Annotated in this window: 6 protein-coding genes; all 6 read right to left on the minus strand. The window is 68.6% G+C overall.

The features are described 5' to 3' along the window. Window positions 1-37: 37 nt before the first annotated feature. From GUI43_RS05245 to drmD, 6 genes are read right to left on the minus strand one after another with little or no spacing between them, the layout of a single operon-like run. Entirely contained in the window at window positions 38-2,005 is a 1,968-nt protein-coding gene (locus tag GUI43_RS05245) for an N-6 DNA methylase (protein WP_112698188.1), read from the minus strand. Between the two features lie 2 nt (window positions 2,006-2,007). Next, window positions 2,008-2,790 carry a DISARM system phospholipase D-like protein DrmC gene (gene drmC, locus GUI43_RS05250; protein ID WP_112698150.1) on the minus strand — a complete coding sequence of 261 codons (783 nt, stop codon included), beginning with the start codon at window positions 2,788-2,790 and terminating at the stop codon, window positions 2,008-2,010. Continuing rightward, on the minus strand, window positions 2,787-4,685 hold the full coding sequence (gene drmB / locus GUI43_RS05255; protein WP_112698151.1) for an MrfA Zn-binding domain-containing protein: 1,899 nt from the start codon (window positions 4,683-4,685) through the stop codon (window positions 2,787-2,789). Before drmB ends, drmC begins: the two co-directional genes overlap by 4 nt. Continuing rightward, window positions 4,685-8,521 carry a DISARM system helicase DrmA gene (drmA, locus tag GUI43_RS05260; protein WP_112698152.1) on the minus strand — a complete coding sequence of 1,279 codons (3,837 nt, stop codon included), beginning with the start codon at window positions 8,519-8,521 and terminating at the stop codon, window positions 4,685-4,687. The genes drmB and drmA overlap by 1 nt, the downstream gene beginning before the upstream one ends. Then, window positions 8,521-12,594 carry an Eco57I restriction-modification methylase domain-containing protein gene (locus GUI43_RS05265; RefSeq protein WP_112698153.1) on the minus strand — a complete coding sequence of 1,358 codons (4,074 nt, stop codon included), beginning with the start codon at window positions 12,592-12,594 and terminating at the stop codon, window positions 8,521-8,523. The genes drmA and GUI43_RS05265 overlap by 1 nt, the downstream gene beginning before the upstream one ends. After that, window positions 12,591-15,716 carry a DISARM system SNF2-like helicase DrmD gene (drmD, locus tag GUI43_RS05270; RefSeq protein WP_211326642.1) on the minus strand — a complete coding sequence of 1,042 codons (3,126 nt, stop codon included), beginning with the start codon at window positions 15,714-15,716 and terminating at the stop codon, window positions 12,591-12,593. The genes GUI43_RS05265 and drmD overlap by 4 nt, the downstream gene beginning before the upstream one ends. Between the last annotated feature and the right edge of the window lie 56 nt (window positions 15,717-15,772).

The raw sequence follows: 15,772 nt of genomic DNA on the forward strand, positions 1-15,772 counted from the left end.
CAGCCCTTCCCGTTCTCGATCCACTGGCATGCGCACGCTAGTCCGCCACCGTCGGGCGCAGTGTCCCGTCGCTGAGACCGACGAACCCTCGCTCGACCAACTCCTCCCCCAGAGCCGTCGCCTCCCGCAACCGCGTCTCGAACGCCATCAACTGGCGGAACGCTGCTCCGATCCGGCGCTGCTCCGACAGGGGCAGCCGGGGCAGGCGGGCCCGGCGGATGTCGAGGCGGCCGGCGAGGGACGAACCGCCGGAGCCCGAGCCATGCCGCGTGGCCCGCAGGAAACCGGCCAGGAAGTACGGATCCAACTGCTCCGGGTCGACCCGGAGCAGGTAGAGCCGCGGGCCGAGCAGTGGGCCGCCTTCGGTGACGACATGGAAAGCGGATGCTTGTGAGGCGAGGGGTGTCACCACGTCGCCCGCCCTGAGGGTGACCGCACCGGGTAGGGGCACGGCTGTCCCGGATGCCGGGCGCCCGAGCCGGACGTCCCGGGCGGTGAGCACCGGCGTGGGTCCGTCCTCGTCCGTACCCATCTTCATCGGAGCCTGCCGGAGGGTGACCGCGCCCGTTCTAAGCAGCTCACCGACGGTGGTCATCACCGGGACGTCAGGCGACGGATTGTCGGTCAGGTCCGGCAGTGTCGGCACGAGGGCATCAACGGCCTTGCTCAGCGCCGCCAGCACAGGTGGAAACGCGGACGGTCGCGTGCCGGCGGCAGCGAGGTGCCGTCCCGGAGAGAGATCGACATCGTCGTCCAACAGATCGATGATCGGCACCGCCCGGCTACCGGCCGGCAGCTCGGACCCGGCGCAGAAAGCAACCCATGCCTCTACGGCACCTGCCGGTTCGGAGCACGCATCGACCATCAGCACCTCGTCAAGACGCGGCGTTCCGTCGGGGCGCTGCATCAGCCACACATCCGGTGCCAGCGTCCCGGCCGGTCCGGTGGCCGACAGACAGATCACCGCGCGCAGCGCCCCGGCACGGAGCAGGTTCCCCCGGATGCGTCGGCCCGAACGCCTGCTGGCGGCAGCGCCCGGCATGAGGATCGCGACCCGCCCTCCGGGCTTGACGTGCCGGAGACAGTGCTGCACCCAGGCCAGTTCCGGTTCCCCCCGTGGCGGCAGGCCGTACTCCCAGCGCGCGTCGCCGGCCAGTTCGTCATGCCCCCAGGACCGGTCCGCGAAGGGCGGGTTGCACACCACCGCGTCGAACAGGTCCCCGGCGTACGCATCGGATCGCAGTGAATCTGACACGGCGACCCGGGCATTCCCGGCGTGCAGGAGGAGCCGGGCGGCGGCGATACGGGCTGCCGTCCGGTTAACCTCCTGGCCGCGGAACTCCTGAGCCCGGCTCCCAGCAGCCGCGAGCAGCAGGGTGCCGATCCCGCAGGCCGGGTCGAGAATGGTCTCCGTCTCCGACGCGGCAAGAGCGACCATGAGGAAGGCGAACGCCGCGGGCGTGACAGTGTGGCGGCGGGAGTGCACCTCAAGATAGCGCTGGCAGAGGAAGTCGAAGACGGCCCGGGATCCCTCCTGGTCGGCCGCCTCTGCGACCAGGCGCACGATGATCGCCGCATCCCGGTCCGGCAGGTCGGTGATGAGGTGCCCGAACTCCGGGACGGCCGTGCGCATGGCCTCGACCAGCCGGTCCACCACCACGGCGTCGGGCTGGTCGGCGAGTGCCTTCCAGCCGGCCGGATCCCGCTCGAGGAAGACCAGGAAGCCACCGAGGTAGCCGATTCGGTCGCCCAGCTCCAGGTCGGCAGCGGAGCCTCGCAGCGACTGCCAGACCCGGTCGACGGGGGTGAGTCGGAACGGCTTGTCATGTGCGCTCAGCCACGCCTCGACCTCCGCCAGAGCGAACAGAGGGCTGGCAGAGCTACCGCCGACGGGCTGCGGAAAGTCGGGGAAGCGCCGCCGCCAGTTGCTGACCGCCGCCCGCCCGACGCCCGCCAGGCGCGCGATGTCACCTGTGGCGACGGTGGGGCCGTCCGAACCCAGCATGGTCACCACCCCTGGCCAGATGTCTGGAGCCTGACCAGCACCGCACGGCTCTGAAGCTCCGCGATGTGCTCGGCCGCCCGCTGGGGTGCTGTGCCGCCGCGCACCAGCAGCCCCGCCTCGATGTTGCGGTTGACCCCGGATTGGGTGAGGTTGGCGCTGGACACCAGCAACACGCGACGATCGGCAACAGCGATCTTCGCGTGCATCTTGGCGTGGTCCTCGGCCCGCCGCTCGACCGGCCAGTGCCACAACCGGACGCCGGGCAGGTTAGCGAAGGCAGCGGCGGGTTCCGTGCCGTTCAACGCTCCACCGGCTCCGGCCAGTGTCTCGACCACGACGGTCACGGTCACGCCGCGTGCAACCGCGGCCGCCAGAGCCGTCAGCAGGGGCGGGTAGGGCTTGGCGGAGTACGTCATCAGTAGCAGCTCGGCGTTGGCCTCGGCGACCAGGTCGACCAGCACCTGAGCGGTGGCGCGGACCGGCACCGGGTGGGTGCTCGGCCCACTCCACACCGACTCGATCCGCACCGCCGCTGACCGCTGCGCGTGCCCGGCAGCCAGCCCTCGCAGGTAGGCCGACACCTCCACGCCCGGCAACCCCGAGGCCCGCTGCGCGGCCAGCACCGCCCCGGCCGCCTCGGCGAATCCCGGCACCGGCACGGCGTGCCGGACGGCCTGCTCCGGCGAGCCGTCGCCGAGGCGGTCGGCCAGCACCCGCAGGTGTCCCGGCCCGAGCCGGTTCACCGCAGCCTCGGCCGCCGCCTCAAACGCCGGATGCCAGCTCATGGCAGCTCGGGGAAAAGCGCCAGCTCCGGCTTGTCGATCGGCACGACGAACCGCCGGTCCAAGAACCGGTTGCCACGCTCGCAGGTTGTCTCGGAGACGAACAAGCAAACGTGGCAGGCGGCCCCGTGCAGGAAGTCCGCCGGGTCCTGGGGCAGCCGTTCGGCACAGAGCGGGTCCGACGAGCAGTACATGGCGTCGGACAGCGCCCGCCGGGTAAGCCGTACCAGCGAGTCGTGCTCGGCCAGCGACACCAGCCCGCCGAGGGTGCCCTCGGCGTCCGGCACGGCGGTGTAGATAAGGATGCCCGCGCGCTGCGGGTCGGCCTCGGTCCCGGAATAAATCCGTTCGGAGAGACTCGCCGAGCTGTATCCACACTCCAGGGCAATGGTGCGGATCAACAGGTGCGACAGGGTGTGCAGAGCGATGTAGCGCTCCCCCGGCCAGAGGTGCATCGGGTCGAACGGTCCCGCGATGCGACCGGAGTAGCGGTTCTTGCGGAACCGGGCATACGCGTCCCGGTGTTCCTGCATAACCTCCGTGTACTCGATCCGCTGTTCCCACGCGGCGAGCAGGTCCTCCGGCAGGCGCAGGAAGATGCCCTCGCCGCGTACCTCGCTGGCGGGTACCCAGGTCGCCGCCGCCTTGGACAGCGACGCGCGGGTGACGAGGTCGGGGTCTTCCGGGTCGGGCGAGTCGAGTCGGGTGAAGCCGACCAGCGCACGCACCTCCCGCAACCGTTCGGCCTGGATCACGTCGGCGTAGACGTTCTTCAGCTCACCAGGAACACCGTCGGGGTCTCGGCGGAGGGTGAAGTCGTCCGTGGCCGGCGGCAGTTGTCCGGTGGAGAAGATCTCCCATTCTGGCGTCCGCAGGTCGGGGTAGCCCTTCTCCTCATCGTCGCCCTTGGCGCCGGTGCGGTGCCGCTCGATCGCCGTCCAGATTTCCTGGTCGCTCCACCGTTCCAGCTCGCGGAACGCCGGCACGACCGTCCGCAGGTACGGCAGCATGTCCACGTTGGGAACACCCTCCAGGGCGGCCCAGTGCTGTTCCACCTTGGCCTGGAGTTCGCTCGCGCCGGTGCGCGGCACAGCCAGGGCGGAGAGGGTCTGCGCGAACCACTGGTTCGACGCGCCGACGACCAGGAGCTTCAGCTCCGCACCGCCGCAGCCCTTCGGGTCGAAGTCGCCCAGGTGCGGTCGACGGCCACGACAGCGGGGCAGCTTGTCCCCGCCCCGTGGACCGAGGACCTCCTTCATGTTGCGGCGGGCGCCGCAGGGGACGCACTTGATCTCGACGTTGGCGCCCAGGTTGCCGCCGCGGTCATCCATCTTCAGCTTGGGATGGCTGGCGTTGGGGCAGGCACCGCCCTGGTGGACGAAGTGGGCGTACGGGAAGTCGTCGAGGTGGCCGGCGGTGCAGGCAAGCACGAACCGGGCACCCACCGCCATCGGCTTGCGCCCCGACTTCTTGCGGCTGCACACCGTGTGGAAGAAGCGGGCCTCGTGTGGCTTGCGCGGTTTGGAGTTCTCGAAGCCGAAGACGTTCGAGTCGATCGGGGCCAGGTCGTCGCAGGCGGTGCAGCGCAGCCAACCGGGGAACGGCGTGATCGGCACGCCCACTCGGCCGGCCGGGCCGGTCGGCTCTCGGTCGGTACCGTCCAGCCACGGCGCCGGACGCAGTTCCTTGACGGAACGCAACCCCAGCGCCCGCACGGCGGCGAGCAGCCGGGGCTCCACGATCTCCTCCCACTGGGGCACAACCGAGTAGTTCCAGTCGTCGAGCCCTCGGACGAGAACGGAGAAGTTGGGCAGGTCGACAATCGAGCCGACTCCGGTGGTGAACATCAGGTGGCTGGGGCGGACGGCACCGACCCGCCGGAAGTAGTTGGCGGCCATCAGTTGCCCTTCCCGGTCAGCGTCGATTCGCCCAGCTCATCCCCGTCGGGCAAATCCTCATCCCGTTTACCGTCGGTCTGCGGGCCGAAGGACCACTCCGGCGTCCCGTACTGCGGGTTGAAGATTTCCCCGCCGGCGGGCAGCACCAGGTTGATTTCGTTCTCGGTTTCCCGCATGGACATGCCGACCGTCAGGCCGGTCCACCGCCCGCCACCGGCCACGGTCATCAGGCCATCCAGCTTCTGTTGCTTGAACGTGCCCTCTGAGTAGCCGAGCCGGGACGAGCCGGTCTTCTTCTTGTTCCATGCGTCGCGGAGCGTGTTGAGCCGCTCCTGGAGGTAGTCGCGACCGCGCGTACCGCCGATCGCTTCGGCGCGGGCCAGCAGCCGGCCGATGACCCGCTGCACCTCCGGGCCATCGAGCGGCACGTCATGGGCGTCGGTGTTGCGGGAGAAGCTGTCCTCGCCGTTGCGCACGGCCGCGACGAGGGTCGCGGTGGTGCCTCGGTCCAGCGCCCGCCGGGTGTACGGGGTGACCGACAGTGCCTCCACCTGACGGTAGAAGGTTGCGTGGTAGTACTCGAAGTCCTCGTAGTGGGCCAGGTCCCGCGGCCTCGTCCAGTTGTAGAGGGTGACCACCAGGCCGGGCCGCTTCGCGTCGCGGCCGACCCGCGAAGACGCCTGGATGTACTCGGCGGTGTTCTTCGGCTGCCCGGTGACGACCATCAGGCCGAAGCGGGACACGTCGACGCCGACCTGGAGCATCGAGGTGGCGAGCACCGCGTCGACCGGCACCCGATTCTCGTCCTGTCGTTGGTAGAAGCTCTGGGTGACCGGGTGCAGGGACAGCTTCGGGTTCGACGCGGTCTTGGCCTTGAACGCGTCCCGCATGTCCTCCAGCACCGCCCGCCGTCGGGCAGTGGTGTCGAGCTCCGGGTCGAAGCCGTTCTCCAGCCGCTTGAGCACCTCACTGATGTCGGCGGAGGAGACCCGGGAGGTTAGTTCCTGCACGTTGAGCATCTGCGTGCCGGCGATCCGGTCGGAGAGTCCCTTGCGTCGGCCGTGGCTGCGGACGCGGGTGGTGACCTGGTCGTCGAGGAGACGGCGCATGCCGGCCAACTCGCGGGTGGCGCTGAAGTAGCCGACGGTAGTCATGTAAGGGTCGGCCGGCTGCCCGTACGTGTCGAAGAGGGTCTGCCCGGCGATGAGCAGGATCTCCGAGACGCGGATCTCTGCCGACTTCATTCGAACGCCGTGCGCACAGATGCCCAGGTATCGGCGGCCGGGATTCTGCACGGTGACCGGCACCTGTCGGCTGAAGAACGTGTCGGTGATGTCGATGACCGGCGGCGGGAAGACGGCGAGCTGTCGGCCGAAGACGCCGAGCACCTGCTCCCGGGCCCGCTTGGTGGTCGCCGTGGACGCCACGATCTTCGGCCCGGCCTCGCGGCCACCGGGCAACGACCAGGTACAGAGCTGGTCGACGGCCGCCTCGAACAGGCCGACGATGGTGCCGAGCGCACCGGAGATGAGGTGCAGCTCGTCCTGGATGATCAGGTCCGGCGGGCGCAGCCGGATGACCGGCTCACTGTTGACGGCCGGCAGCTTGCCCTTCTTGTTGTGCCGAGCCCCGCAACCGGTCTTTGCGTCCAGGTCGTCGTGCCGGTAGCCGTGCCGGGGGCAGCGCTCCCGCACCCGACCGAAGAGCATCCCGGCGAAGCCCCGCCAGGGCAGCTGGGCGAGCTTGTCGACGGTGGCGATGACCAGGCTGGGGGCGTACCGGTAGATCTCCTCGTCGATCGTGAGGATCGGCAGGCCCTCGGCGGAGCGGGTCCGGGAGAACGGGCAGGCGTCCCCGCCTTCGGCCTCGGGGCAGAAGACCAGGACCCGCCGCTCATCCTCGCGGACGGTCAGGTCACGCTCGGCGCGCAGCTTCGACCCGCACCACGGGCAGCTCAACGTCTGCAGGACGTTGGTGAACTTGCCGCTGCCGGCCTCGCGCGCCTCCGCGATCTGCTCGGAGGCTTCGGTGAACCAGTTCGGCGACACCCCGCCACCGACCCACAGCCCGATCCGGAACGGTTCGGCACCCCAGGTGCTCTCGGCCTGTCGGCGCAGCACCTCGGCAGCGCAAACCAGGGCAGCGGCCCGCTGGAACTGCTGCGCGGTGAGCAGCCGCAGCGTGTACCGCATCAGCACGGCCACACCGCCCGCGCCGCTGCGGGCGTCCGCACCAGCACCGACCACGCCCTGGAGACGACGGATCGCGAAGGTGAAAGCGGTCAGCCCGAGGTACGCCTCCGTTTTGCCACCACCGGTGGGAAAGAAGAGCAGGTCGACGGTCGCGTCCCGGTCGGCGGCCCGCTCCGAATGCGCCGGATCGGTGATCGACGGCAGATTCAGCAGTACGAACGCGAGCTGGAACGGGCGCCAGGAGGCGGCTGCGGCGCCGCGCGCGTCGATGGCGGCCCTGGCCTTCGCGTACGACAGGCCTTGCTCCTCGCGGAGCCGGGCAACCTCGCTGTGTCGACGTTGCAGCGCCATCGCTTCGTTGGCGAAGCGGAAAGCAGCGATGGCATCAGCGTGTTTCTCGGTCTCCGGATCGGTGAGCAGCGCGATGCCGGCCCGGATCCGCTCGGCGGCCCGGCGCGCGTTGAACACGGCGGTCACGGCGGCGGGACGCAGCGGCTCCGGTAGGCCGGGGATCTTGGCCTCTTCGTCGTCCAGCCAGTCCTCGTACCCATCGGCCAGTGGCGCGAGCCGGGTACGCAGCCGGTCAATGTCGGCGGTGGAGAGCGCGTCCATGGACAGTTCCACGCCCGCCAGGCCGCTGTCTTTTCCAACCTGAGCGACGGTCGCCGGCACGTTGTGGGTGGGCAGCCAGGTGGTCGCGAGCTGATACGCGCACCGCTCGTCCTCACGCACCGACGGGTGGACGGCGACGTTGCGGCCGGAGGCGTAGCGGCGCTGCGACCGGTAGAGGAGTCGCAGGTGCGTCTCCTCCAGATCGTCACCGACGCCCTGCACCCCGTCCAGCGGGTCATCGATCGGCAGGAAGACGGCGGCAGCGCCGTCCAGCGCGCTCACCGTCAGGGCGGCCTGGAACAGCCAGGTCGTGTCGCCGTTACTGGTCACCTCGGACTGGGTGTTGATGAGTGCGAGCTGCACCACCCGGCGGCCGTCGCGCGGCCGGACCTCGACGGCCAGGTGCACGCCCGGCTCGTCCTCGTCCGCCACCGTCAGCGGCATCCGGTAGGACGACTCGCTGTCGAGGCGGACCTCCTTGCGGTACGACATCGGCTCGCGGTACCAGACCCGGCGCTTCTTGCCCTTCTCGTCCTCGGACTCGCGCAGGTCGTAGCGACCCCAGTCAGCGGTCACGGTGAGCACGTCGACGTCGCCGGGAACGGCGAACGACAGGCCCATGGACGAGGCCCACATCTTGCCCAGGTTCTGCGGGGTGACCACCTCGGGCAGCTCGGCCTCCGCGCCGTCGCCCTGGACGGCGGAGTCCACGTCTGCCACCTCGGCCGCCTCACGACGGTCGGAGCGCGGGCGCTGCTTCGGGCCGAGCATGCCGACGAGGTAGCGCTCACGCGGGCCCATCGCGCCGGACCGGAACTCCTCACGCTCGCCGTCCCACGGGCCGAGCAAGTCCCGCCCGATCAGCTCCTCAAGCTCGTCCCGGACCTGGTAAGACGTCACCTCGGGGAACGTCTGCGGTACGTCGAGCGGCGGAACCGGCGCGGGCTGGTCGGTATCGCCTCTACCGGACAGCGATAGCGCCTGCTGCTCGCCACGGGGGTGAGGGAAAAGGCCACCCTGTACGTCGACCATCAGAACAACGTCCCTTCTGCGGTCTTCGCCTTGCGGCCGGTCTTCTTGTCGTGCAGCCCTTTCGCCTCTTCCTCGGCGTAGCGCTGGTGGTTCAGTTCCAGCAGCCGGTCAAGGATCTCGCGTTGCGTCGTTGGTCCAAGGGTGTAGCGGACGTAGGCGCCGGCCTTGTGGAAGCCGTGGTCAAGTCCCCCTGCGACCAAGTCGTTCCACCCGTAAGCGAGGCAGACCGCTTCGTCGACGTCGCGATGAATCCGCCGCAACTCCATGATGTCCGCGTCCTGGCAATTGGGGTCGAACACGAGCTTGTAAGTGGCCGTCAGACCCGCCTTCCTGCTTAGCATCACATCCCGTCGGAATGTGTCCAAGCGGGCCCCCAGCGCCCGCATCTTCGCCGTCAGCTCCGGCAGCGCGAATGTCTCGAACACATCCGACGGCGTGTAACGGAGATCGGCCTTCATCGACGATGCCCGGCTGGCCGCCCACCAGTAGTGCGGCGCGCTCGATAGCAGCGCCAACACCGCCATGTCATCCGTCGCAAATACTCCGAGTGCGTGTGAGAAGACCTGACCAGTCGGCACCATCACCGGCATGACCGTCTTGCTCACCTTAGTCAAGACGAGTACCCGATCGAAGGTTGATATAGCTCTCAACATCGCCGGCCGCTTATCTGCATACTGCCAATAGCGCTCCGGGAGGGGCCGGCGAAGGACGTAAGTACCATCCGGCTTCCTCCGCTGCCGCTCCGGCTTCACATAGGATTCAACGATGGCAAATACAGCGGGATACGTCTTCGCCTTCTGCTCAGGCCAGTCATGAAAGTTAATAACCCAGCGACTTGCCGAGGAATCTGAACGAGAGTTGACGTCCTCGCCATTGAGGTAGGGGGACACCACCTCAGCATTACGCTGGTCACTCTCGACAAGCACCTGCGCCTTTCTGGGATCAAGCACGAAGCCCATGCCTGTCACTTTGGAGCCCTCAAAGGCCATCCCTGCATTCGCTACCAGCTGATAGGGGCTCCCAGACACGCGCGAAGCGGGATCCAGCGAGGTTGTAATTGTGTCGGCCGCGACGCCATCCGCGAACCTAGATGCACCGGCGCCGAGGGTTGCCCGGGATGTCCACACAGCACAATATTCGAGCGCGGCACTCTGAGCCGGCCATGGTCGACTTTTGATCGAGCGTCGAATTGTGACCCCCCGCTCCACCAACTGATCGAGGCCTACTTCCCGGGTGTCCCCCTGAGCAAGGGTGTTAGTAGCGATAAGCCCGGCCTGGCCGTAGCGGTTGAGCAACTCGTGAGCCCTGAGCACGAAGTAAGCGACTAAATCGCATCGCCCTCCAGCACGCAACCGACCAGCTATCCCTTCCACTAGGTACTCCCGGTAGGCAATGCCCATTGGACCAGTGATCTTGGTGCCACCTAGGAACGGGGGGTTCCCAATGACGGCATCGAAGCCCTGGCGCTCGAAGACCTCAGGGAAAGCCATCGGCCAGTGCAGGGGCTTTCGCTCGAACGAGCCTGGAACATGGCCGGTAGCCAGCCACCGCGTCCGCCGCCGATCGACCGGCTGCCTGTCAGAGCCGGAGGCGACGTCGTTGGCGAGCTTGGCTGCCTCGAGAGCTCCGGCCTCAATGCCGCGCTCGCCCCGGATCACGTTGGCGAGCGCCGCACCGACCGTCAGATCCGCGAAAAGGGTGAAAAGCTCCGCCTTCTCGGTTGCGGCCTTGAGCAGCTCACGCTTCCTCGCCATCGAAGCCATCGGATCGTCGCCTAAGTCGACCTCGGCAATGGCCCGTCGGTCGTCGGCGACCTCCGCCATCACGGACTGAAGCTTGGAGGTGAAGTCGTGCAGCGTGCCCTCGTGCAGCTTCCTGCCCTTCTTCGGGTCCAGATGCATATATTCAAGCTGTTCCAGCGAGGTTATGCCGAGGAGCGAGTCGCCGGCGACGAGGCGGTCATCAAGGAAGGTGAAGGGGCGTTTCGGGTCCATCGAAACCAACCAGAGCGAGAGCTTCGCCATCTCCACCGCCATCGGGTTGATGTCCACCCCGTACAGGCAGTGCTCGATGACCTGCCGCCGCGCCTCCACCACCAATGAGTCCTCGTCGGCGTCCACCGGCCGATCGACCCCACGCTGCTGATAGGCGGACGCCCGCTCGTCCCCTTCCCGCGACCACGCCTCGATCAGGTGACCTGCCAAGTAACGAGCCGCAGCCACCAGGAACGCCGCCGACCCCATGGCGATGTCGGCGACCTTGAGGGCCAGGATCTCCTCACTAGACTTTGACTTCCACTGTGACTTATCGGCGGTCTGCAACGGCCCCGGCTCGTAGACCAGCGGCTCCAAGGCACCCTCGACCACCTCTTCCGCGAGGAAGCGCGGTGTGTAGTGCGTGCCGGTGTTGCGGCGCAGCGCGGACTCGGTGACGAAGAGCGCACCGGGCAGGATCACCACGGGCAGACCCCGCAGGTCCTCACGTATGACCCCGATGAACGTCAGCAGCCGCTCGGAGAGCGGGTAGTCGCCACCGGTGACGGCAAGCAGCTTTTTGCGGGCCTCCTCGCGCTCCACCCCGTCGAGCGGTGCCAGCCGCTTGGTCAGTGCCGCGACCGATCCGATCTTCGAGTCCTTGTACTTCTCGGCGAGCGCCTTGGCCAGCGCGGGCACGTCGGACGCCAGCTCACCCAAAGCCTCCAGGTCGGCGAGCGCGACCTCCTCCTCCAGCCCTTCCTTGCCGATCAGCCCGACGGTCACGTCCTCCGCACGGAAGCCCTCAAAGGAGAGCAGGCCCTCGTAGACGTACCCAATCTGCTCGACGTCGAGGGCGCGGAAGCTGAGCGTGCGGCGCTCGCGGGACCGGCCGGTGCCGATCTCGACGTACTGCACGGCGCGCAGCATGTGCAGCACAGTCCGGTCGTCGATGGTCAGCGGCAGCCACGACGCGCCGTCCGGATCGAAGAGCGACCCGTCATGGCCGTGCATGGTGAGCCGGCGGTGGTCAACGCCGCGGTAGACGGCGTTGAAGAGAGCAAGCAGTCGGTGCCAGGCGGCGGAGCTGTGCTCCAGATCTTCCTCGCTGCCTTCGATGACCCGTTGCTCCAGCTCGGCGCAGAGCCGCCCCGCCGAGTACGCCTTCACATACAGCTCGTTGTCGGCGGGGAGTAGCTTGCGCTCCTCGGCGAACAGCAGGAAGACGATCCGCATCATGACGGAGACAGCGCCCCGGTAGACGTCATGCGCGTCGACGTCCTGGAGGCCGCGCCCGCCGAGTTCCCGGTCCCGCACGTCGGTGCGGCCCATTGCGGCCACCAGCAGTTCGACGGCCTGGCGGACCTGGACGCCGAGGGCCTCGGTGATCTCCTCCTGGCTGCCGAGGCTGGCTCGCAGCAGCGGCACCAGCCGCTCGGCATCGGGGACGCCGAAGAACCGGTGCCGGGACAGCAGCGAGACGACGGCGCGAACCACGTCGCGCTCGGCCGCCTCGGGCCACGCCACCGCGTCGAAGACGGCCGTGGTGGTGACGCCGCCGCGCGGTGCCCAGACCAGCGTCCACCACCGGCCGTCGGTGACCAGACCCAGCTCGATGTTGTGGTGGCGGCAGAGGTGGGCGAGCCGGTCGACTGGGGTCGCCGCCCACGCGGAATCACGAATCCGGGCGGTCGGCTGGCTGCCGGCCGGGCAGACCATCCCCAGCATCCGTACGCTGTCGGGCTTGATCTCCTCGCCCGGCTCCACTAGCGCAAACGACGGTCGCAGCTCGGTGTCGTGTTCGGCGACGGTGTGCGCGAGCGCATCGAGGCCCTCGGTGTGCAGGGTGTCGCCCCAGCCGAGCAGATCACCCAGCACGTAGTCGATCCAGGGCAGCTGGCCCGCGACGGTGTCGGCCTGCCAGGTGGCGTGCTCCTGGCGCAGCCGCTCGCGGGTCTTCTTGTCGAGCGCGTCCAGCGTCGGCCAGGTGGCGCGGAGCACCGGCAGGCTCAGGAACGGCCCGCTGACCTCGACCAGGCTCAACCAGTTGCGGTGCTGCTCGGCGCCGTCGGGCGCGGGACGTCGGAAGGTACGGCTCATCGGATGGCCTCCCGCTTCGGCACGACGAAGACCACGGCCACCGGGAACCGGTGCGGCTTCGGGTCTCGGTAGCGGGCGGCGACGGCCGCGAGTTCGCGGTCGCGCTCGACTTCCAGGGCCGACAAGCGTTCCTCCCAGGATTGACGGTCCTTGCGGTATTGCGCCAGTTCGTCCTTGCTCTTCGCGGCTACGGCAAGGCTGAACAGTGCGTCCTCGGCGTCATCGTCGGCGAGCGCACCGCGCAGGGTGGCGGCGAACTGGTCGAGGTTGTCGACGATGCGCTGCTGCTCAGCCGTTTGCCGCTGGTCGAGCTTGCGCTTCAGGGATTCGTGGCGCGTGGCGGTGCGCCAGTCGATGGCGGCGAGCAGACCGTCGGCGACGCGGGGCCAGCGCTCGGCGAGCCGCTTTTCCACCAGGCCGGAGGCGGCGCTGCCGGTAGTGATCGCCCGGTCGAGGATGCCGGCGAGGGTACCGAGGTTGTCCAGCCGGCGGAATCGGCCGTGCTCGGGCGCCCAACCACCGGCGTAAAGAACCTCCTCGTGCAGCCGCACGCCGTCGGTGCCAACCAGCACGAACCGGGAGTACGCCCCGACCAGCACGTCTTCCAGCGCCGGGTCGTCGCTGACCACGGCGGTGACCCGGTGCAGCCCGATGTCCGGGTTGGAGACGGCGGCGCGCAGCAGCCGGGTCGACATGGCTACGAGGGGGTGGTTCAGGTGCGCGAGCACGATCTCGTCCTGGTCCTTGGCAACCATGGAGTCGAAGGTGACCGGTAGTTGTCGAGGCTCCTCGTCGTTGCTCTGCAGTTTCGCGGTCAGCCCTGCGGCAGCCCGCTGCCAGGAACCGGTCAGCGGCGGGACGGTGTAGAGGCCGTCGACCAGGTGCCGGTCGTCGATGTGCCGCTTCAGCGGCTGCTGACGTGCCAGCTCCAGCGCCGTGTCGACGACCCGCTTGACGGCCGGCGGCGTGATACCGAGTTCCTCGACGGTCTTGTCCAGCTCCGCCCGTAGCTTGACGACCTGCTCGCGCAGGTTGGTTTCGGCCGGCAGACTGCGAGTGCTCTTGCCCTTGCCCGCCTTGTCGATGTCCACGTCGACGTGCTGGCCGAGCATTCGGCGCTGCACGGCGTCGGCGAGCACGGCGTTGACCGAACCGAGGTCGGCCTCCATCCGGGCCACCTTGGTGGCAATCCGGGACAGGAACTCCAGGTCCGCCTCGAACGAGTCGACGGCCTTACCGAAGCCGCTACCCACGAAGTGCTTGATCTCGGGGGCGGTGGTCTGGCCGTACCGGTCGACCCGACCGATCCGCTGCTCCAGCTTGTTGGGGTTGAACGGGATGTCGTAGTTGACCAGCCGGTGGCAGTACTTCTGCAGGTCGATGCCCTCGCTGGCGGCGTCGGTGGCGAGCAGGATGCGCACCGGCTGCTTCGTCGGGTCGGCCTGGAAAGCCAGCCGTAGCTGCTCCCGCTCCTCGGCGGGCGTGCCGCCGTGCAGCAGCACGAGCCCCTGCCCGGCCAGACCCTCCTGGCGGAGCAGCTCGGCCAGCCAGATCTGGGTGTCGCGGTATTCCGTGAAGACCACGACGCGCTCGTTGGTCCAGTGCCGGCCATCCGGTTTGCAGACCGCGCTGAGGTAGGCGATCAGCTCCTTGGCCTTGGCGTCCGGTAGCGCCTCCTTCGCCTCGGCCCACTGGTACATCTTCTCCAGCAGGGCCATCTCGTCGGCGCTGGCGTCGGGCTGCATGGCCCGGGTCCGGCCGAGCGCGTCGTCCTCGGCCTCGGCGAGCTGGTCGTCGGCGTAGGTGGCGACGTCGTCGAAGAAGTCCTCCATCCACTCCGGTACATCGTCATCGGCCGGCAGGACGGCGGGGGCCGTACGGCTGCGCAGGGTCTCCAGGTAGACGCCCACGGTGTGCGCGAACGCGGCGGGGCTGGAAAAAAGCCTCTTCTTGAGCAGCAGCGTGACCAGATCGGTCGCCTTGCGTCCACGCTGCGAGTGCAGCCGCTTCCGTCGCAGCTCGGCGAACTCGGTGAGCAGGGCGTGGATCTGCCGCTCGCTCTCCGGGTAGGTAACCGGGATAGCGGTGGCGACCCGCTCCACGAAGCGGGGCTTTCCGTCGGCGTCGGTGACGTCGCGCTTGAGCCGCCGGACGACAGTGTCCTTCACCGCCGACGGGTCCGGGTCAACACCCCGGGCGAACCGCTGGTTGTCGAGGATCTCCAGCAGCGCGGTGAAGGACGCCTGGTAGCCGTTGTGCGGGGTGGCGGAGAGGAACAGCCGGTGGGTGAAGTGCGGCGCGAGCCGGCGGATCAGCTTGGTCTGCTGCGAGTCGATCGCGTAGACCTGCTTAGGGGCGGCCGGGGCGACGTGGTGCGCCTCGTCGAGAATCAGCAGGTCGAAGGTACGCGGGTAGGCAGGGCCGTCGGCGGGAAGCACCTCGTCGAGCAGGCGCTGCGCCTTCTGCCCGCGTAGCCACGGCAGGCTGATGATGCTCAGCGGGTAGACCTCGAAGGGGTTCGCCGCCGAGCCGTGGGTTCGACGAACCATGGCGCAGCGTTCGGCGTCGATGATGGTGAAGTCGAGGCCGAATTTCTCCGCCATCTCGTCACGCCACTTGAGGGTCAGACCCGCCGGGCAAACGATCATGATTCGCCGGGCCCTCTGGCGCAGCAGCAGCTCCTGGGCAACCAGGCCAGCCTCGATGGTCTTGCCGAGGCCGACGTCATCGGCGAGGAGCAGGTTGACCCGGGGCGCGTCGACCGCGCGCGCGACCGGCTCCAGTTGGTAGTCCTCGATGGCGACACCAGAGCGGAACGGGGACTGCAATGTCTTCACGTCGGCGGAGGTCACCGCCGACCAGCGGACGGCGTCGAGGAAGGCTGCCAGCCGCTGCGGCGAATCGAACTTGCCCTCGGTGACGTCGGGCAACGAGCCGCTGGGCAGCACCTGGCGCCCCGGCTCAACCTCCCAGATGACGTCGAGGGTGTAGCCGTAGCGGCCATCCTCGACGCTCTGCAGGCTGACCAGGCTGCTGTGCTCGCCCTCCTGCACATCGCTGACCACCCAGCGCTGGCCGCGTACCGCGACCAGGTCGCCGATTCCCGGCTTCGCCGTCGTCACGCTCGGCATAGTCCCCCCATTGTTGGTTCGCCCCCACTCGATCCGACCCGCACCGT

It is taken from the genome of Micromonospora noduli, from assembly GCF_003264365.1.
Lineage (GTDB): Bacteria > Actinomycetota > Actinomycetes > Mycobacteriales > Micromonosporaceae > Micromonospora > Micromonospora noduli.